Below are 18433 nucleotides of genomic sequence, written 5' to 3' on the forward strand. Positions count from 1 at the left end.
GTGGTATCAAACAAAAAATTCAGCGCAGCGTGCGCACGTCGACGAAGTGGCCGGCGATACCGGCGGCGGCGGCCATCGCGGGCGACACCAGATGGGTGCGTCCGCCCTGACCTTGGCGTCCTTCGAAATTACGGTTGGAGGTCGAAGCGCAGCGCTCGCCCGGTTCCAGGCGGTCGGCGTTCATCGCCAGGCACATCGAGCAGCCCGGCTCGCGCCACTCGAAGCCGGCGTCCTTGAAGATGCGGTCGAGGCCTTCGCGCTCGGCCTGGTCCTTGACCAGTCCGGAACCCGGCACCACCATCGCCAGCTTGACGTTCGACGCCCGCTGCTTGCCGCGCACCACGGCGGCGGCCGCGCGCAAATCCTCGATGCGCGAGTTGGTGCACGAGCCGATAAAGACCTTGTCGATGCGGATGTCCTCGATGGCCGTGTTCGGCTTGAGGTTCATGTAGACCAGCGCCTTTTCCATCGCGTCGCGCTTGACGCTGTCCTTTTCCTGGTCAGGATCGGGCACGCGGCCGTCGATCGATGTGACCATCTCGGGCGACGTGCCCCAGGTCACCTGCGGCTTGATCTCGGCGGCGTCGAGCGTGACGACCAGGTCGAATTTGGCGCCGGCGTCCGAATGCAGGGTGCGCCAGTAGTCGACCGCGCGGTCCCAGTGCGGCCCCACCGGCGAGAACGGGCGGCCTTTGACGTAGTTGATCGTGGTGTCGTCGACGCCGATGATGCCGGCGCGCGCGCCCGCCTCGATCGCCATGTTACAGACGGTCATGCGGCCTTCCATCGACAGCGCGCGGATGGTCGAACCGCCGAACTCGATACAGTAGCCGGTGCCGCCGGCCGTGCCGATCTTGCCGATGATGGCCAGCACGACGTCCTTGGCGGTCACGCCCACCGGCAGCGGGCCGTCGACCTGCACCAGCATGGCTTTCGATTTCTTTTGCAGCAGCGTTTGCGTGGCCAGCACATGCTCGACCTCGGAGGTGCCGATGCCGTGCGCCAGCGCGCCGAAGGCGCCGTGGGTGGACGTGTGCGAGTCGCCGCAGACGACCGTCATGCCCGGCAGGGTGGCGCCCTGCTCCGGCCCGATCACGTGGACGATGCCCTGGCGCTTGTCGTTCATGTTGAAATAGGTCATGCCGTAGGACTTGGCATTGTTGTCCAAGGTTTCGACCTGCAGGCGCGAGACCGGGTCGGCGATGCCGTCGGCGCGGGAGGTGGTCGGCACGTTATGGTCGGCCACGGCCAGGTTGGCCGACAGGCGCCACGGCTGGCGGTTGGCGGCGCGCAGGCCATCGAAGGCCTGCGGACTGGTCACTTCGTGCACCAGGTGACGGTCGATATAGAGGATGGTGGTGCCGTCTTCCTCGGCCTTGACCACGTGGGATTCCCAGAGTTTGTCGTAAAGCGTCTTCATCATGATGTGTGCTTACTGCTGCTGCCTGTGTGAGTGATCCACTTCGATTATGCCATATTGTGCAATGCGATAGCGACCGCCGCCATCCGGCCTCGTGAGCCGATGCGGTTCCGCCTACCGATACACGTTTTATGACTCCTTTAAAAATTCGGTGCTGCAAACAAAAATTAAACGAAAAAAAAGCCTGCGTGAACGCAGGCTTTTGGTGTCTGTGGCTAAGTCCTTGGACTAGGCCGCCATGCGTACACTTCCCCTGCATCCGTCCATCAGGAACGATAGGCCCACCACTAGCACCAGTTCGCCCTCGGCCGAGCGCGCGGTGCCGGTGATGCCCTCGACGGTAATCGCGGTCATCGGCTTGATGACCAGGTCGGCGGTGCCGTCGACCGCTTCCACCGCCAGAATATACGGCTGTGGCGCGGCGACAACAATACCGACCTTCTCGCGGCAGCTCTCGTAGCCGAGCGCATCGGCCAGCGAGCGCACCGGCAGCGGACGGCCCTGGTCCTTGAGGACCGGGGCGCCGCCCACTTCCAGGAACACTTCCGGCAATTCCACCACGCGCTGCACCACGGCCATCGGCAGCGCCAGCGCGGCGCCCGAGGTCGACACCAGCATGGTCGGCACGATCGACAGCTCGATCGGCAGGCGGATGGCGAACTTGGTGCCCTTGCCCAGCGCCGATTCGATGTGGATGGCGCCGCGGTTCTTCTCCACGGCGGTCTTGACCACGTCCATGCCGACCCCGCGGCCGGACACGCTCGAGGCCACTTCCTTGGTCGAGAAGCCCGGCAGGAACACCAGCTGGAAGCACTCGTCGTTGGTCAGATTGGCCGACTCGCTGATCAAACCCTTCTGCTGGGCCTTGGTGCGCAACACCACCGGGTCCATGCCCTTGCCATCGTCCTGCAGCACGATCATGACGCTGTTGGCTTCCTGCCATGCCTTGAGCGAGATGAACGACTTGGCCGGCTTGCCCGCCGCCAGGCGGTCTTCCGGCGACTCGACGCCATGGTCCAGCGAGTTGCGCAGCATGTGCACCAGCGGATCGTACAGACTGTCGACGACCACGCGGTCCACTTCGGTCTCGGCACCTTCGATGGTCAGTTCGACGTCCTTGCCCAGGTCCTTGGCCAGCTCGCGCACCAGGCGCGGGAACTTCTGGAACAGGCGGCCGACCGGTTGCATGCGCGTCGCCAGGGTGGCGCGCTGCAGTTCGGTCGAATACCGCGACGCCCGCTCCAGCGTTTCCGCCAGGGTGGCCATCAGGGTCTGGGCCTGGCCCTCGAATTTGAATTGCAGCAAACGTTCCAGCAGCACGGCGGCCTGGTTGGCGGCCTGCACCGATTCGCCCGCCACTTCCAGCAAGGCATCCAGTTTAACAGCATCGACGCGGATCGACTCTTCTTTGGCCGGCGCGGCATGCGGACGCTCTTCGCGTTTTTCCGGCGCGTCGCGCTTGGCCGGGGCGGCCACGGCGGTGCCGGCGACGGCGGCCGGCGCGGCGGCGGCCGGGGCTGGCGCTGCTGCAGCTGCGGCGGCGGGCGCTGCGGCGGCAGCGACCGGCGCGGCAGAGACGGCCGGACGGGTGTAGCTGCCGGCCGGCATCACGGTTTCATACATGCCTTCCCAGTCGAGGCCGTCCTCGGACGTGATCGACACGGCGGCCACGGCGGCTGGCGCGGCGGCGACGGGCGCTGGCGCAGCTGCCGGCGCGGGGGCCGGCGCCGGTGCCGGAGCGGACGCGCCGGTCTTGCCCTCGATGGCGTCGGTCAGGATCACTTCCAGGTCGTGCGGCATCGGCGCCAGGCTGTGCGGCTCGGCGCCGTTGTTCAGTTCGGCGAGCTGGTCGGCCACGAAGCCGGACGCCTGCAGCGCCGCCTCGATCGCGATCGGCGTCACCGGCGCGGCGCCGGTGCGCAGCGCGTCGAACAGGTTTTCGGTCAGGTGGCAGGCCGCGACCATCGCCGGCAGGCCCATGAAACCGGCGCCGCCCTTGATGGTGTGGAAGGAGCGGAACACCGCGTTCAGTGTCTCTTTATTATCGGGGTCGCGTTCGAGCCGCAGCAAGTGCTCTTCAACGTTGACCGCCAGATCCATCGCCTCGACGACGAAATCCTTCAGCATATCGTCCATTAGAATCCCAGGTCAGCAAGCAGGTCGTCGACATTGTCCTGGTTCAGCGCCACGGCCGGAGCCGATGGGCCGGACATCAGGGACACTTCTTTTTGCGCGATTTTTTCGCGTACCGCTGGCGGCGCGTTATCGCGCAGCAGTTCTGCCAGTTCGTGCTCCACCGTCTTGGTGATGTTCACGACCTTCTTGATCAGTTGACCGGTGATGTCCTGGAAGTCCTGGGCCATCATGATTTCGAGCAAACGCGCTTTTTCGGCCTCGGTGGCGGCCGACACGGCCACGGCGAAGGCTTGCGAGTCGCCGGCGAGCTGCTTGAACTGGTCAAGGCTGAGCTTGCCCGCGAACAGGTCGGCCCAGCGGTTTTCCATTTCCTTCGACTTCTTCGACAAGGTGTCCTGCTCGGGCATGCCCTCGTCGAGCGTGTTGAGCACCTTGTTGGCGGCTTGTTCGGTCAGGGTGGCGACGTATTCCAGACGGTCCTGGGCGTCGTTGATCTGCGACGAGGCCTCGGTCAGCGCCTTGTCGTAGCCCAGTTCGCGCAGCGAATCGTGCAGCAGGCGCACGATGCCGCCCAGGCGCTCGAACATCGGCTTGTCGCCGCCCTCCTCGGCCTCGCCGCCTTCGGCCGGCGCTGCGGCAGGAGCCGGCGCGGGGGCCGGTGCCGGGACCGGCGCGGCAGCGGCGGCCGACGACGACGAGACCTCGTCGAACAGGCTTTCGAGGTCGTCTTCTGCGGCGGCGGGTGCGGGGGCAGGCGCTGGAGCGGGCGCTGCGGTCTTGCTCTGAGCGGACACTTCTTCAAATAATGCGTCGAAATCATCAGCGGCGTTGGTCATAATCCCTGCTTCTCCATAATTTGTAAAATTGCTGCCCTCAACCCTGCGTATTGATGACGCTCGGCAATAAAAAGCACTTATGCGAGTGTAGCAGGGCAACACGGAAATATTCAATGCCGGCGTCGGTCGACTGCCCTGTTCTCCGTCTCAAAGCCGTGTTTCGTTGTATTTGGAGATACTATCATCGGATACATTGCCAAAGGGAGCATTAAAGAGACAAACCTGATGCTTGTGTGCAAAAAAGCCGCCGAGCAACTGTGAACAAGTGTTAAAGCGGCCGGCGGCGGTGCCGCGCTACGCTTTTTATTTGCGCTTTTATTTGATAAACATCAAGTCTTTCCTTACTAACAATACTGGAATTCGCGACTACAATAAGCGGTAGGCCGCGTTGAACAAGGAGGCTCGCCATGTACCGCAAAATCCTGATCACCACCGACGGCTCCGCCGTGTCGAGCAAAACCGCGTGCGCCGGCGTTGCGCTGGCCGAACAGCTTGGCGCCGAGGTATTGGTCCTGTTCGTCGCGCCCGAGTACCAATACCCGATCTACGTGGAAATCATCCCGCCCAGCTATCCGAGCGAGGACGAATACCGCGCCGCCATGCTGCGCGCCGGCAAGGAACACACGAAGGACGTGGTCGAGTCCTGCGCGCGCCGCAACGTCCGCTGCGAGGCGCTGACAACGTTTTCGGAAAGCGCCGCGCTGAACATCGTCGAGGTGGCGGAAAGCCACGCGTGCGACCTGGTCTTCATGGGCTCGCACGGGCGCAGCGGCTGGGGCCAGCTGCTGCTGGGCAGCGTGACCAACAAGGTCTTGTCGCACTCGCGCATCCCGGTGCTGGTGCATCGCTTGATCAAAGAGCCGGACCACAAATAAAATGCGGCCTGACTGCGGTTTCTATAGTAAGATCGCAAGGTTAATTCAAACACAACAGTATTTACTTTAGGTCACCTGAGATAGCCTCTTTATGATTCGAATAGTCATTGCGGACGACCACACCATCATGCGCGAGGGTCTCAAGCGCATCCTCGACGGTGCACCGGACATCGATATCGTGGGCGAGGCGATCGACGGCTTCGAAGTGCTCGGCCACGTGCGCCAGGGCGGCTTCGACCTGCTGCTGCTGGACCTGTCGATGCCGGGGCGCAGCGGCGTCGACCTGATCCGCCAGATCAAGGCCGAAGCGCCCAAGCTGGCCATCCTGATCCTCACCATGCACGAAGAGGAGCAGTACGCCGTGCGCGCCATCCGCGCCGGCGCCCAGGGTTACCTGACCAAGGAAAGCGCCGGCACCCAGCTGGTCGGCGCGATCCGCAAGGTCGCCTCCGGCCGGCCCTACATCAGCACCGAGGTGGCCGAGCAACTTGCGCTGAATATCATGATGCCCAACGAGAGCCTGTTGCATAAACAGCTGTCGGACCGCGAATTCGAGGTATTTTCGTTGTTGGTGGCCGGAAAATCGATCACCGAGATCGCCAACAGCCTGCACCTGAGCGTCAAGACCGTCAGCACGCATAAAACCCGCATCATGCAAAAAATGGGCATGAACTCGCTCTCGGAGATGGTCCAATATGCCGTGGCGCATCGCCTGTTGTCTCCCTTCAAAACCTGAAAAACGCCGGGGCAGTAGGAGTACTCCTACATCCGTGCGCTGACGCCTACTCCCATATTCAGCCATTGCTGATATCTATCTCCTCCCTCTGTTGGCATACTGAAACCACACGATTGATGCTGCAAGGCTACATGCCAAGCAGCGAGATGCCATACGGCACATTTGCTGTACAAAATGTCATGCGGTTTGCCGTCCCCGGCCCAACGAACAGAGTTACCTGATCAGGAGATCAACATGCTGTCAACGCAAACGTCTGAAATTCGCCCAGTCACCACCACGACGATGCAATCCTCGTCGATGGAAGCAGGCCGCCAGCGTCAGGGGCGACTGTGGTCGAACCTGAAAGAGGTCTGCGACCTGCTGCACATCCCGGCGGCCGTCTCGGTCTCGACCGAGGAACTGCTGTTCCAGCACGTGCAGTTCAAGACGGGCCAGCGCATCCACACGATCGGCCAGCCGTTCGACACGCTGTACATCGTCAATTCCGGCTTCCTCAAGACGGTGCTGATCGACGAGTTCGGCAACGAGCAGGTCCTCAGCTTCCCGATGAAGGGCGACATGCTCGGCGTCGACGGCATCCACACCCGCCACTACTCGTCGGAGGCGGTGGCGCTGTCGGACTGCGACCTGATCCTGCTGCCGTTCAAGAAGCTCACCGCCCTCGGCCGCGTGCACCTGGAACTGGAAAACATGATGTATGGCGTCATGAGCCGCGAGCTGGTGCGCGAGCAGGCCATGATCGGCATGCTCGGCGCGCTCAGCGCCGAGGCCCGCGTGGCGCGCTTCCTGGTGTCGCTGGCGGACCGCTTCGCGCAGATGGGCTATTCGAGCAAGCTGTTCAACCTGCGCATGACCCGCCACGAGATCGGCAGCTACCTGGGCCTGACCCTGGAGACGGTCAGCCGCACGCTGTCGGCCTTCAACGAAATCGGCCTCATCAGCGTCGACCAGCGCACCATCGGCATCAAGGATCCGGAGGCGCTCAAGACCTTGCGGCGCCTGCCGCCGTCGCGCACCCGCGCCAAACAACTGGCCGCGGCCAAGAGCAAGGCGGGCGAGGCGGTCACGCCCGGCCAACTGCTCGCCGCGCTGTAGGCTCCGGCCATCTCTGGCAATCACCCAGCCTTGGGCCCGGCTTCCCCGCCGGGCTTTTTTTTCGCCCGCCAACCTCCCCACGTTCATTTCAAATAAGGCTTGCATTCCGTCCCGCCTTCCACAATAATGAATGCAAATACGAATCATTCTTATTTAAAGGAGAAACGACGATGACCACCACCCTGACCATGCCTGTGCCGCAGCCAGCCCGCCCTTCCCACGCCGTGGTGTCCTCGGCGGTGTCCCCCGTCAAGCGCGTCAACAGCGCCGGCCTGATGGAGGGTGGGCGCGAACTCGAGATCGAACACGCAGGCCGCGTCTACCGTCTGCGCGTCACGCAGCTCAACAAGCTGATCCTGACCGCCTGATTTCTTTTATCTTTGCCCCGGGCGCCGCCGCGCCCACTCCCCGAGTCGCCAGCCACACCGCCAGCCGCACTCCCAATCCGACAGGAGCGTTTGATGGCCATAGACCGTAGCAATCCGATTTTTCTCGCCCCCGCGCAAGGCGGACACAATCCAGAACTGATGCTGTCCGCCGTGCTGCATTTGATGTCGCACTACACGGCCGGCAGCGACGCGGCCGGCGGCTGCGTCAAGCTGGCCTCGGTAATCGAACGCCACCTGAAGGCGCTGGCCGGCCTGCCGGACCTGGCGCCGGTGCTCAGCGCCACCTGCCAGCAGCTCTCCGAGCAGTGGGCCACGGTGGTCGAACGCAGCATGCACGAGCAGGAGAAGACCAACTTCCTCAGCCGCATAATGGCGCGCGCCCGCAGCACGCCGGCCACCGTCTGAGGAGACGACCAGATGTGCGAAAAACACGATCCGCTGGCGGCCATCGTCGCCGCCGCCATGCCACGGCTGGGCACCGCAAACCCGGCACCGGCGCCAGCGCAGCCTGGCACCGACCTGCAAACCGCTCGGCAAGTCGTCAAGCCGGTCATCAACAACGTCGCCGCCATCCTTGCCGGCGAACCGGACGCCCAAACCTCGCGCCGCAGGCGTTTGTGGGAGCTCGGCCACGCCTGCCACTGCCCGCTGGTCGGCGTCGGCTTTCCGCTGGGCGTGTTGCGCAAGCTGGTCGACAAGGTTACCAGCGGCAAGGTCGTCGCCGATGATTACGAAGTGCATGTGGGCGCGGTCACCGAATGCGGCAGTCGCAACCGGCTGTCCGAGGCGCTGCAAAAGGAACTGGAGCGGCGCTACGCGGCCGTGCTGCTGCGCTTCCGCAGCGCCAAGACGACCGGGCAGGTCGGCGAGCTGTGGCGCACCGCCGTGGCCAACGGCGACGTCGCAGGCGCCTTCTGGGCCGGCCTGACGCACCCGCGCTGCAGCAGCGAGCTCGAGGAGCAAATGTGCCGCGACCTGCACATGGTGCAACACCAGGCCGGCGCCTGCGTGCGCGCCGACATCGGCAAGTTCAACGCCACCCTGGCCGAGAACACGCGCCTGACGCACGACCTGGGCAAGGCCCAGCAGCGCGCCGCCGCCCTGCTGGCCGACAAGAGCGCCGACGCCGAGCGCCACGCGACGCAACTGATGCAGCTGCGCGCGCAACTGGTGGGCAAGGACAGCATGATCGACTCGCTGCGCACCGAACTCGAACAGTTGAAGGAATCGATCCCGGGGCTGGAGACGCGTGCCAGGCTGGCCGAGCGGCTGGCCCAGATGGACGAGCGCGAGCGCGCGCTGCGCCAGCAGATCGCCGAGCTCAAGACCGAGGCGCTGCGCGCCGTCGAGCCGCCGGCGCCGATCCAGGAGCAAACGCGCCAGGTGGTCGAGCATGTCATGAAGATGCCGCTGCGCCTGAGCGACCGGGCCGTGCTGTGCGTGGGCGGACGCTCGGGCAACGTCGCCACCTACCGCGAGCTGATCGAGCAACAGGGCGCCCAGTTCGCGCACCACGACGGCGGCCTGGAGGACAACGCCAACCGCCTCGACGCCAGCCTGGCGGCGGCCGACCTGGTGATCTGCCAGACCGGCTGCATCAGCCACAGCGCCTACTGGCGGGTCAAGGACTATTGCAAGCGCACGGGCACGCGCTGCGTATTCATCGACAACCCCAGCATCTCGAGCCTGGCGCGCGGCCTGGAGCAGGCCGGCGCCGAGCCGTAACCCCGCCCGGCGCGATCCCGCCGCGCCAGTCCTCCCCGCCATAAAAAAAGCCCCCACCCGCGCTGAACGCCGGTGGGGGCTTTTGCTGCTAAGCGGCGAACCGGCTTAGAAGGTGTAGTTGCCGGTCATGTAGAACGTACGGCCCATCGGATCGGCGTAGCGTGCATCGTAGCCGATCTGGTGGCCGGACGAGGCGCGCAGCGACAGCGGTGGATTGCGGTCGGCGATGTTTTTCACGCCGGCGCGCAGACCGAACTGCTTGGTCGCTTGCCATTTGCCCTGCCAGTCGAAGGTCAGGTACGACGGCACTTCGATGCGGAACGTTTCGTTCTTGTTCGTACCCAGGTTGAACGACGTCGCCGACGCATCGGTGTAACCGTTGCGGTAGTTGGCGATCAGCGAGTTCGAGAACGCGCCGGTGTCGAGCGTGGTGGCCAGACGGATCACGTGGCGGAACGACACGGCATCGTTGATACCGAAGAAGTTCATGCTGTTGACCCAATCGTTGCTCGTGCCCGGGCGGGTGTAGTCCGACTTGATCAGGTAGGTGCCGTTCAGGGTCGTGCTCAGGTTGCCGAAACCGAAGCGGTGACGGTAGGTCGTTTCCCAGTCGATACCTTGGTTGTGGGTCTGGCCGATGTTGACCGACAGCGTTTTCTTGGCCCACAAGGTCTGGCCGCTGCCTGGTTCCACGAAGGTCGTGAACAAATCGCGGAACTGGACCGGATCGGCGAAGATCTGCGCTTCCGACACCGCCGAGACGGCGTCACGGATTTTCACGTCCCACAGGTCGGCCTGGACGTAGAACGACGAGGTCGGCTCGAAACGGAAGCCCACGGTGAATTGCTTGGACTTCTCGGGACGCAGGTTCTCGTTGCCGCCGGACAGGACGTTGTACTGGCTCTTGCCAACGCGGCAGTAGGACGAGTTTTCCGCCGCGAGGTTGGCCGGGCATTCCCATGGCGAGGCGGTGAAGCCGGCCGCCACCAGTGGCTGGCCGATGTCGAGCATCGACGGCGCCTTGAAGCCGGTGCCGTACGAACCGCGCATCAGGAACGACTGGGTTGGCTGCCAACGGGCCGAGACCTTGTAGGTGCTGGCCGATTCCTTGTTGCCCATGTCGCGGTTGGCGATGTGGTTCTGAACCGCTTCGATGGTGTCGTAACGCGCTGCGGCCGTCACTTCGATGCTTTTGATCACAGGTACGTTCAACTCGGCGAAAGCGCCGTAGTTGTTACGCTCCATGTCGTAGGCCGGGGAAGCGCTGAAGCCGTAGATGTCCGACGAGGTCGCGTTCGGGGTTTGCTCGTAGTGGTAGTTGCGGTAGTCGCCGCCCAGGGCGACGTTGGCCGCGCCGGCCGGCAACTGGATCAGTTCGCGCGAGCCGCGGAAGTCGATGCCCTTGAGCGTGGTCGACGCTTCGCGGATCGAACCCTTGAACACCGAGTTGGCGATCAGTTGCTTGGTCGCTGCGCTTTGCGCGCCGGCGGCCAGGAACGGGTTGAACTGGTTGTTGGCCAGCATGCTGCGGAACTCGGCGTTCTTGACGTAGCCGCCTTCATAGCGCTCGTCGATCGAGTTCTGGGACCAGGTCAGGCCGGCGCCGACGCTCCAGGCGCCGATCTCGCCCTCGGTGCCCAGCACCAGGTGCTTCGCCTCGGTGATGGTCTGGCTGTCGCGGGTGCCCCAGTCGTAGGTGCGGTAGGTGGCCGTGGCGCTCGACAGGTTGGCGTCTTGCGCGGTGGTCAGGTACGGACGCACGTAGTTGTTGTACAGCTGCGAACCTTTGGCCAGCGCGATCGACGCGGTGTTCGGCGCGATGCGGGCGGTCAGGTCCATGCGCGAGTAGGCTGCCTCGGCGAACACTTCGAAGGTTTCGCCGACTTTGGCGGTGGCCTTGGCGAACGCGGTGTCGCGCTGGCTTGCCGGGACGATCTCGACCGTGGCGGCCGAATCGAAGCCGCAGTTCTGCACGGTGGCGGTGTTGTTCTTCTGCGGCTGGTTCATCGGGCCGCACTGGCCGTTGATGTTGCGGTACGGATTGAAGCCGATCGACGAGGTCGAGGTCGGGGTGCGGCCGTCGCGGTAGGCCACGGCGACGTTGGCCGGCACGGCCGAGGTGCTCGAACGGTCGTGGAGGTAGTTCTGGCCGTTCCAGCTGAATGGCAGGAACGAGCTGTTGGCGAAGTCGCGGTCGGTCGCTTTGACGCGGCTGTTCTCGTCGTGGCGGGCCGACAGCAAGATGTTGTAGCGGTTCGTGTCCAGATCGCCGAAGCCGTAGGTGGCGCTGAAGTTGCTCGACTGGCCGGCGCGGCTTTGGCCGGGCTGGCTGGCGGTCGCTTCGATGCTGCCGCCTTGCAGGTTTTTCTTCAGGATGAAGTTGATCACGCCGGCGATGGCGTCCGAACCGTACAGGGCCGAAGCGCCGTCGGTCAGGATCTCGACGCGCTCAACCGCGCTCATCGGAATGGCGTTCAGGTTGATCGCGGAGCCCGAGCCTTGCGGGGCGACGCGGCGGCCGTTCAGCAACACCAGGGTGTAGCTTTCGCCGATGTCGTGGATGGACGCGGACACGCGGCCGCCGGAGTTGGTGCCGGCCGCGATGGCGGCGACGGTGAAACCTTGCATCGACGGCAGGGCCTGGATCAGTTCGGCGACCGAGGTGGCGCCGGTCTTGGCGATCTGTTCCGAGCTCAGGCGCTGAACTGGCAGGGCGCCTTCAACGTTGATACGTTTGATGGCCGAGCCGGTGATTTCCACTTTCTGGATGGCTTGCTCTTGTGCCGACGCCTGACCTGCGAACATGGTGGTACCGGCCAGGACTGCGAGTGCCAGGCGTACCGAACGGGCGCCGACTTTCTCTTGCAAAATCATTCACTACTCCCTGTAATGTGGTTATATAAACTCCATGAGCAAGGTGAATGCGTGCGCTTCGCGCTCTGCGGCCGAGACAGGCCTGGCGCGGGAATGGGCCGCTGGGGCCGCAACGCAGGACGGAAAAGGATCAGGCTAGGCGACGAGTACGTAAGGACCTTCCTTGCTCATCAACCGAAGATTATGTAACGGCTTTGTCACAAACAGGGGATGTTTTAAGGCAATTTTGCGAAACAATAAGACAAACCGGCGAGAAGTGTGGATTGTTCAGGTGAACGTGATTTGGAATAAACTTTATTTTGCACAAGTCCGCCTTGGCCATATGCAAGCGTGGCGTTTTTACCACATCGATATATATATCCCAACAACAACATGACGATTTCGGCCGATAAACATCGCGCCGGGAGCGCTTTTCGGTCACTTAAGTATCACATTGTATGCGCCCGGGAAGCCGGCGGCCACTTGGTCGCTCCCGCCGCGCCCGGATGGCTTACGTCCTACCACATCGCTAATACACATCCCGCTGGTACCGCCTTTCGGCGACCAACGCATCCAGTTGCACACTCCCCAAGATCGCCTCGAGCGCCTGATGGACGCCGGCCGCCATGCCCTGCAGGCTGCCGCAGACGTAGATAGCGGCGCCGTCGGCCACCCAGGCGCGCAACTTGTCGGCGCGGGCCGGCAGCAGATCCTGCACATAGCGTGCCGTGCCGCCGTCGCGCGACCAGGCCAGGTCCAGGTCCAGCCGCCCCGCCAGGTGCATCGCCTCGAGCTCGTCGTGGTAATGAAAATCGTGGGCGCTGTTGCGCTCGCCGAACAGCAGCCAGTTGCGGCCCTGCCCGGCCAACGCGCGCGCCCTGAGGTGGCCGCGCAGGCCGGCGATGCCGCTGCCGTTGCCGATCAGGATCAAGGGACGGCCCGCGTTGCCCTCGAGCCGGAAACGGCGGTGCTGGCGCAGCCGCAGCCGCACCGTCCGGCCTGGCTCGGCCTGGCGCGCCAGCCAGCCGGAGGCCAGGCCATGGCTGCCGTCGTCATGGCTGTGCAGGCGCACCAGCAGATGCACCCTGCCGTCGGCCGGGATCGACGCGATCGAGTATTCGCGCGGACGCGACGGCTCGGCCGGCGCGGCGATCTGCACCAGGTCGCCCGACTCCCAGTCCGGCAACACGCCGCCCGGCGGCGTCAGCTCCAGGTGGTAGACCGGCGCACCGGCGCTGCCGGGGTTGAGCTCGGCGCGCGCATGCAATGTCCAGTCCTCGAACGCCGGGGCGCTCCAGTCCGGCGCGTCGCTGGTGCCGACCAGGTGGCTCAGTTGCTGGCGCCATAGCCCGATGGCGGCATCGGCGCTGCGGTCGACCTCGATGCGCGGGAACAGGCTCTGCGCGCCGCGCGCGGCCAGCCAGGCGTCCAGCGCCCGGCCGAAACCGCAGAATTGGGCGTAGGCGCTGTCGCCCAGCGCCAGCACCGCATAGTGCAGCTGCGTCAGCGGCAGCTCGGTGGTCATCAGGCGGCCGGCGAAAGCTGCCGCCGCGTCGGGCGCGTCGCCTTCGCCATAGGTGCTGACCAGGAACAGGATGCGCTCGGCGCGGCGCAGGTCGTCGGCGTCGAGCTCGGACAGTTCGCTCAACTGGGCGGCGATGCCGGCCAGCCGCAACGTCGCCAGCGTTTGCTGCGCCAGCGCCTCGGCGTTGCCGGTCTGGCTGGCGTAGGCGACGATCCAGCCCGGGGCGGCTGCCGCCTCGGCCTTGGCGCGCAACGCCGCCCGGCGCTTGCGGCGATGGCGCAGATACGGCAACAGGCACACCAGGCCATAGCTGGCGCCCAGTCCTGCCACCAGCATCAATCGGGTCGGGTCGTCGGTCCAGATCATTCGGGTTATTCGTCCAGCATGCCGCGTAAATGGGAACTCATGTGTTCGGTGAAGCCGCCATCGGCGTCGCGCGCGACAAAGCGCGCCGCCAGCCCCTGACGTTCGGCCAGCGCCAGGCCCTGTTCGGCGCCCAGCACCGTCAGCGCGGTCGACCAGGCGTCGGCCGCCATGCATTGCGCGTGCACCACCGTGACCGACGCCAGGTCGTTGGCGATCGGCATGCCGCTGCGCGGATCGATGGTGTGCGAATAGCGCCGGCCGTCGAGCTCGAAGTAGCGGCGGTAGTCGCCAGAGGTGGCCACCGCCAGGCCGTGCAGCGCCAGCACCAGCGACGCCGGTTCTTCCACGGCGGGGGCATCGTGCACCTCCTCCAGCGCCACCCACCACGGCTGGCCGTCCGGCTTGACGCCGGCGCCGCGCAATTCGCCGCCGACCTCCACCAGATAGTGCTCGATACCTTGTGTTTTCAAATAGTAGGCCAGCCGGTCGACGCTGTAGCCCTTGGCCACCGCCGACAAATCGAGCTGCACGCCGCCCGGCTGCAACGCCTTGCGCCCTTCGCGCTCGAGCCGCACGCCGGCGGCGGCCAGCTGGTTGCGCGCGATGGCGATCTCGTCCGATGAAGGGGGAACGAATTCAGGTTGGTCGAAACGCCCGTAAGGTCCGAAGCCCCACAGGTTGACCAGGCTGCCCGCGCACGGATCGTAGGCGCCGCCGGAATCGCGCGCCACGCCCATCGCGAACGACAGCACATCGAAAAACGCCGGCGGCAAGGCCAGCCAGCTGCCCGCCTCGGCGCGGTTGAACCGGCCCAGGTCGGAATCGGTTTCCCAGTGGCTCATTTCGGCCACGACGGCATCGAGTTGCTGTTGCAGCCCGTGTTGCAGATGGTCGAGCGCAAGGTGGCCGGGCGAGCCTGCCGGCGCGGCCACCAGCCGCACCGACCAGCTGGTGCCCATGCTGCGGCCGGCGATATCGCGGATTACGCCGTCGGCCGGCGCCGGGTCGTCGGAAATATGATGAGGCAGGAGAACCCGGCGCATGCGGACCTTGTCGACGTGTAAGTGTGGAGACGCCGGCCGGATTACTCCGGCAGGATTTCCACGGTGGCCGCGTAGCTGGCGCGGCGCGGCGCCATCTGCGGCGGCTGGCCCTGCACCTGCGGCGCGGCCGCCGGCCAGCTGCTGCTGACCATGTACATGCCGGCCGCCGGCAGGGTGAACGTCAGCTCGCCCTTGGCGTCGGTGTTCTGGCGGATCTCGCCCAAGGTGCCGCGATAGCGCACGCCGCCGGGAATCAGGCTCACGCCTTGGTTGGCCGCCGGTTTGCCGTCGAGCAGGAAACGCCAGGTCGCCTTTTCGCCGGCGCGCAGGTCGTTCGGATGGGTGACGGGCACCATCTCCAGGCCCACGCCCGTGGTCTTGAAGACCGCCATGTCCGGCTCGCCGGTGGTGACGAAGGTCTCCAGGCGGCTGTCGGTGCGGGTGAGCTTGACCTCGGTCGCGTCGGCCGGCACGTCCTTGGCCAGGGTTTCCTCGGTGCCGCGGAAGCGTTTCATTTCGCCTGCCGCGTTCTTGTAGCTGCCGAACACGTTCTTCGACACCAACTCGATCTTGTACGTGCCCGGTTTCGGCAGCTTCAGGTCGAAGCTGTTGCGCATCTTGCCGTTGGCGACGTTCTGCTTTTCCAGCTTGGCGCCGTCGGGACCGGTGATGACGACCGTGTCGACTTTGAGCGGCTGGTGGTCGACATCGAACAGGCCTTCCGAAATGGCGGCGTCGATCGTGACCCAGGCTTCCTTGCCTTCGATCAGGGTCGACGACGGCAGCAGCCATGGCTTGTGGGCGTGCGCGCTCAGCGCGATGCCGGCCAGCGCCAGCGCGACCAGCGATTTCTTGAATGTGGACATGTCCCCTGCTTTCTTATGGTTTCAGTTGTACAACCACGGCGCCCAGCTCTTCCTTGCCCTGGCCTTTGAGGTCCTGCTTGGCCTTCGGCGGCCACTGCAGCGGCACCTTGACCACTTCGCGTCCGCCCGCCTCGCGCGCCGCTTCGACCAGCAAGGTGTAGTTACCGGCCGGCAGCTTGTCAAGCGCCGCCTTGGCGCCCGGGAAAGTCAGCGACACTTCGCCCGGCGCCTTGGTCGCGCCGCTGACGCCGTCCATCGGCATCTCGACGTCGCGCCCGGTCTTGCGCCACCACTGGCGCATGTCCTTGAGCCACTTGGTGCCGGCGTTGTCCTTCTTCTTGGTGTCGTACAGCACGGCCAGGTTGGTCACCACTTTCTGGTCGGCGTTCTCCAGCCACGCGGCGATGTAGGGGCGGTGGTATTCGGCAACGTTCAATTGCGGCACGTCGAGTTTGAGGGCCAGATCGGCGCCCATGGCCGAGGCGCTGGCCAGCGGCAGGCTCAAGGCGATGGAATAACGTAATTTCATGGAGTCCCAGTGCGAGGTGAAGGAGGTTGGAAAATTAGTGTATGAACAGCAAAGCGATGACAAATGGAATCAAAATACCCAGCCCGACCATGGGCCACGTGAACGGCCGGTTGGCGGCGTGGAACTTCAGGATCAGCAAGCCGGTGATGCAAAACACCAGGCAGGCGCCGGCGAAAATATCGATGAACCAGTTCCACGCGGCGCCCGTGTTGCGCCCCTTGTGGACGTCGTTCAACCACGAGATCCAGCCGCGGTCGGTCTTTTCGAATTCGGCCGCGCCGTCCTCCAGCGCGATGCGCACCCAGGCGTCGCCGCCGGCCTTGGGCATCGGCAGGTAGACCTCGTCGGCGGCCCATTCGGCGGCGCGGCCGCCGGCCTGCACCTTCCAGGTGTCGCTCAGCCACTGTTCGGCGGCCGCCGGCAGCGGCTCCTTGGCGCCGTCGTGCTCGGCCGCGTAGGCGCGCAACTGCGCCGCCAGCGCCGCCGGCACGCTGGCCTGCTGGCGCACGATCGCCGGCTTGGCTTCGATCTGCGAGGCGTGGTTCAGGGTGATGCCGGTAATGCTGAACAAAAACATGCCGAGCAGGCATAAAGCCGAACTGATCCAGTGCCACTGGTGCAGGTTCTTCAGCCATACCGCGCGGCTGGCATTGCTGGCTTGTTGAGCGCTCAAATCATGTCCTCGATCGGTGAAAGTGCGCCCTTGAGCCAGGCACAAACACAAATGATAATAATTATCATTTGCGTTGTCAACCTGTCCAATGTAACGCCTGTGTAAAGTTCGCTGGTTAAACTGGCTTCACGCCAGCGTGAGAGCGCGTACAGACCGCGTCCCGGACGATGCGTAAGCTTGGGCCGAATCATCCTTTTGTCATGGAGGCGCATCATGCCGCTGTATTCGCAAGACCAGATCAACACCATCTCCGCCAAGATCAAGGATGTGCGCTTCGGCATGTTCACCACCTTCGACGCGGAACACGTGCTCACCAGCCGTCCGCTGACCACCCAGCAGATCGACAACGAGGGCAACCTGTGGTTCTTCGCCTCGGACGAGGCGGCCTTCATGCTCGACCTGCCGCAACATCCAGGCGTTAATATCAGCTACTCCGACCCGGAGCGCAACCTGTACCTGTCCATTTCGGGGCGCGCCTACGTGCTCAAGGACCGCGCCAAGGCGCGCGAACTGTGGAACGCGGCCGCGCGCAGCTGGTTCCCCGAGGGCGTCGACGATCCGCACCTGACCCTGATCCGCGTGCGCATCGAGTCGGCCGAATACTGGGACGCCGGCTCGACCAAGATGAAACAGCTGGTGCAGATCGCCACGGCCGCCATTACCGGCCGCGCGCCGGTGGCGATGGGCCGCCACACCACGATCTGCCTGTAGTGTCGATAAAAAAAGACCTGCGGACGTGACGTCCGCAGGTCCAAACGGCCGGGGCCCAGAGGAGAAGGCGCCAGCCGCACATCAAGCGTAGATTAAGATTTCGAGCCCGCGTTACCCGAGGAACCGGAACGGCTGCCGCCACGGCTGGCTTTTCCGCCAGCGCTGCCACGGCCTGCATCTGCGCCGTCATCCTCGTCACGCGCGCTGCCCTGATTGCCGCCGCGCGAGCCGCTGCTGCTGCTTTGGCTGTTGCCATTGTTCTTGTGACTCATCGCGCCCGCGCGGCGCGCCTCTTCCGAGGTGAATTCGTGTGCCGTCCCTTTTTGATGGGCGGCGCGGCCGCCCTGGGCCGCTATCTGGCGCTGCTGCTCCGGATCCATCGACGCGAAACCGCGTTTTCTTGGTGCGCTTTGCTCGCTGCCCGACTTGCCGCCTTGTTTGCTGTCTGGACTGCCGCCCTGGTTACCGCCGCCTTGATTACCGCCGCCCTGATTACCGCTCCTCTTATTAGTCGCCATGACCATCTCCCTGAATGATTGTCGTCATTCCCGCTTGCTACACAGGTGGAGTCATCGTAGTGCACAGCATAACGGCGAAATATAGGACACGCGTAGCAGAGAATGTAGGACCATTCCCTGTACAGTTGTCGCCGGCC

17 protein-coding genes are annotated in these 18433 nt (G+C 64.6%); 7 read left to right on the forward strand and 10 right to left on the reverse strand.

Annotation, left to right across the window (positions count from 1 at the left end):
- Positions 1 to 19: 19 nt before the first annotated feature.
- The 3 genes from leuC to AC0IYS_RS23285 form a co-directional block, all read right to left on the reverse strand.
- The gene (leuC, locus tag AC0IYS_RS23275) at positions 20 to 1423 is read right to left on the reverse strand and encodes a 3-isopropylmalate dehydratase large subunit (RefSeq protein ID WP_471707405.1); all 1404 of its coding nucleotides are present in this window, start codon (positions 1421 to 1423) and stop codon (positions 20 to 22) included.
- A gap of 225 nt (positions 1424 to 1648) precedes the next feature.
- Positions 1649 to 3556 carry a chemotaxis protein CheA gene (locus AC0IYS_RS23280; RefSeq protein WP_471707406.1) on the reverse strand — a complete coding sequence of 636 codons (1908 nt, stop codon included), beginning with the start codon at positions 3554 to 3556 and terminating at the stop codon, positions 1649 to 1651.
- Positions 3556 to 4392, reverse strand: coding sequence for a protein phosphatase CheZ (locus tag AC0IYS_RS23285; RefSeq protein WP_471707407.1), 837 nt, complete (start codon positions 4390 to 4392; stop codon positions 3556 to 3558). The genes AC0IYS_RS23280 and AC0IYS_RS23285 overlap by 1 nt, the downstream gene beginning before the upstream one ends.
- A 407-nt stretch (positions 4393 to 4799) precedes the next feature.
- Between AC0IYS_RS23285 and AC0IYS_RS23290 the strand changes: the two genes are divergently transcribed.
- From AC0IYS_RS23290 to AC0IYS_RS23315, 6 genes are all read left to right on the forward strand, one after another.
- Entirely contained in the window at positions 4800 to 5267 is a 468-nt protein-coding gene (locus AC0IYS_RS23290; protein ID WP_471707408.1) for a universal stress protein, read from the forward strand.
- Positions 5268 to 5358: 91 nt separating this feature from the next.
- Positions 5359 to 6003, forward strand: a complete 645-nt coding sequence (locus AC0IYS_RS23295; RefSeq protein WP_090314830.1) for a response regulator — start codon at positions 5359 to 5361, stop codon at positions 6001 to 6003.
- A 297-nt stretch (positions 6004 to 6300) separates the two neighbouring features.
- The gene (locus AC0IYS_RS23300) at positions 6301 to 7098 is read left to right on the forward strand and encodes a Crp/Fnr family transcriptional regulator (protein ID WP_090314832.1); all 798 of its coding nucleotides are present in this window, start codon (positions 6301 to 6303) and stop codon (positions 7096 to 7098) included.
- A 170-nt stretch (positions 7099 to 7268) separates the two neighbouring features.
- Positions 7269 to 7466: a hemin uptake protein HemP gene (gene hemP, locus AC0IYS_RS23305; protein WP_471707409.1), complete on the forward strand. Its 198-nt coding sequence runs from the start codon at positions 7269 to 7271 to the stop codon at positions 7464 to 7466.
- Between the two features lie 93 nt (positions 7467 to 7559).
- Complete coding sequence (locus AC0IYS_RS23310; protein ID WP_471707410.1) at positions 7560 to 7892, forward strand: hypothetical protein; 333 nt, start codon at positions 7560 to 7562, stop codon at positions 7890 to 7892.
- Between the two features lie 12 nt (positions 7893 to 7904).
- A complete protein-coding gene (locus AC0IYS_RS23315) occupies positions 7905 to 9212 on the forward strand; it encodes a DUF2325 domain-containing protein (protein WP_471707411.1) in 1308 nt (435 codons plus the stop codon).
- Between the two features lie 105 nt (positions 9213 to 9317).
- Here the strand turns inward: AC0IYS_RS23315 and AC0IYS_RS23320 are convergent, their stop codons facing one another.
- The 6 genes from AC0IYS_RS23320 to AC0IYS_RS23345 form a co-directional block, all read right to left on the reverse strand.
- On the reverse strand, positions 9318 to 12086 hold the full coding sequence (locus AC0IYS_RS23320) for a TonB-dependent receptor (RefSeq protein WP_471707412.1): 2769 nt from the start codon (positions 12084 to 12086) through the stop codon (positions 9318 to 9320).
- Positions 12087 to 12594: 508 nt separating this feature from the next.
- Entirely contained in the window at positions 12595 to 13956 is a 1362-nt protein-coding gene (locus AC0IYS_RS23325) for a sulfite reductase subunit alpha (RefSeq protein ID WP_471707413.1), read from the reverse strand.
- A 5-nt stretch (positions 13957 to 13961) separates the two neighbouring features.
- Entirely contained in the window at positions 13962 to 14999 is a 1038-nt protein-coding gene (locus tag AC0IYS_RS23330) for an FAD:protein FMN transferase (protein WP_471707414.1), read from the reverse strand.
- 41 nt (positions 15000 to 15040) lie between these two features.
- On the reverse strand, positions 15041 to 15865 hold the full coding sequence (locus AC0IYS_RS23335) for a DUF4198 domain-containing protein (protein ID WP_471707415.1): 825 nt from the start codon (positions 15863 to 15865) through the stop codon (positions 15041 to 15043).
- Positions 15866 to 15878: 13 nt separating this feature from the next.
- Positions 15879 to 16394 carry a DUF2271 domain-containing protein gene (locus tag AC0IYS_RS23340; protein WP_315219262.1) on the reverse strand — a complete coding sequence of 172 codons (516 nt, stop codon included), beginning with the start codon at positions 16392 to 16394 and terminating at the stop codon, positions 15879 to 15881.
- A 34-nt stretch (positions 16395 to 16428) separates the two neighbouring features.
- A complete protein-coding gene (locus tag AC0IYS_RS23345) occupies positions 16429 to 17067 on the reverse strand; it encodes a PepSY-associated TM helix domain-containing protein (protein WP_471707416.1) in 639 nt (212 codons plus the stop codon).
- A gap of 213 nt (positions 17068 to 17280) precedes the next feature.
- On the opposite strand from AC0IYS_RS23345, the gene AC0IYS_RS23350 reads away from it, so the two are divergent.
- A complete protein-coding gene (locus AC0IYS_RS23350; RefSeq protein ID WP_471707417.1) occupies positions 17281 to 17778 on the forward strand; it encodes a pyridoxamine 5'-phosphate oxidase family protein in 498 nt (165 codons plus the stop codon).
- Positions 17779 to 17870: 92 nt separating this feature from the next.
- Here the strand turns inward: AC0IYS_RS23350 and AC0IYS_RS23355 are convergent, their stop codons facing one another.
- Positions 17871 to 18296, reverse strand: coding sequence for a KGG domain-containing protein (locus tag AC0IYS_RS23355; protein ID WP_471707418.1), 426 nt, complete (start codon positions 18294 to 18296; stop codon positions 17871 to 17873).
- Between the last annotated feature and the right edge of the window lie 137 nt (positions 18297 to 18433).

It is taken from the genome of Duganella sp. AC237, from assembly GCF_979254035.1.

Excerpts from the sequence above, each read along its gene's own strand:
- AC0IYS_RS23310 (WP_471707410.1), top strand. The coding sequence starts at position 7,560 with ATGGCCATAGACCGTAGCAATCCGATTTTTCTCGCCCCCGCGCAAGGC.
- AC0IYS_RS23290 (WP_471707408.1), top strand. The coding sequence starts at position 4,800 with ATGTACCGCAAAATCCTGATCACCACCGACGGCTCCGCCGTGTCGAGC.
- AC0IYS_RS23350 (WP_471707417.1), top strand. The coding sequence starts at position 17,281 with ATGCCGCTGTATTCGCAAGACCAGATCAACACCATCTCCGCCAAGATC.
- AC0IYS_RS23355 (WP_471707418.1), bottom strand. The coding sequence starts at position 18,296 with ATGGCGACTAATAAGAGGAGCGGTAATCAGGGCGGCGGTAATCAAGGC.
- AC0IYS_RS23300 (WP_090314832.1), top strand. The coding sequence starts at position 6,301 with ATGGAAGCAGGCCGCCAGCGTCAGGGGCGACTGTGGTCGAACCTGAAA.
- AC0IYS_RS23285 (WP_471707407.1), bottom strand. The coding sequence starts at position 4,392 with ATGACCAACGCCGCTGATGATTTCGACGCATTATTTGAAGAAGTGTCC.
- AC0IYS_RS23315 (WP_471707411.1), top strand. The coding sequence starts at position 7,905 with ATGTGCGAAAAACACGATCCGCTGGCGGCCATCGTCGCCGCCGCCATG.
- leuC (WP_471707405.1), bottom strand. The coding sequence starts at position 1,423 with ATGATGAAGACGCTTTACGACAAACTCTGGGAATCCCACGTGGTCAAG.
- AC0IYS_RS23320 (WP_471707412.1), bottom strand. The coding sequence starts at position 12,086 with ATGATTTTGCAAGAGAAAGTCGGCGCCCGTTCGGTACGCCTGGCACTC.
- AC0IYS_RS23340 (WP_315219262.1), bottom strand. The coding sequence starts at position 16,394 with ATGAAATTACGTTATTCCATCGCCTTGAGCCTGCCGCTGGCCAGCGCC.
- AC0IYS_RS23325 (WP_471707413.1), bottom strand. The coding sequence starts at position 13,956 with ATGATCTGGACCGACGACCCGACCCGATTGATGCTGGTGGCAGGACTG.
- AC0IYS_RS23280 (WP_471707406.1), bottom strand. The coding sequence starts at position 3,556 with ATGGACGATATGCTGAAGGATTTCGTCGTCGAGGCGATGGATCTGGCG.
- AC0IYS_RS23330 (WP_471707414.1), bottom strand. The coding sequence starts at position 14,999 with ATGCGCCGGGTTCTCCTGCCTCATCATATTTCCGACGACCCGGCGCCG.
- hemP (WP_471707409.1), top strand. The coding sequence starts at position 7,269 with ATGACCACCACCCTGACCATGCCTGTGCCGCAGCCAGCCCGCCCTTCC.
- AC0IYS_RS23295 (WP_090314830.1), top strand. The coding sequence starts at position 5,359 with ATGATTCGAATAGTCATTGCGGACGACCACACCATCATGCGCGAGGGT.
- AC0IYS_RS23335 (WP_471707415.1), bottom strand. The coding sequence starts at position 15,865 with ATGTCCACATTCAAGAAATCGCTGGTCGCGCTGGCGCTGGCCGGCATC.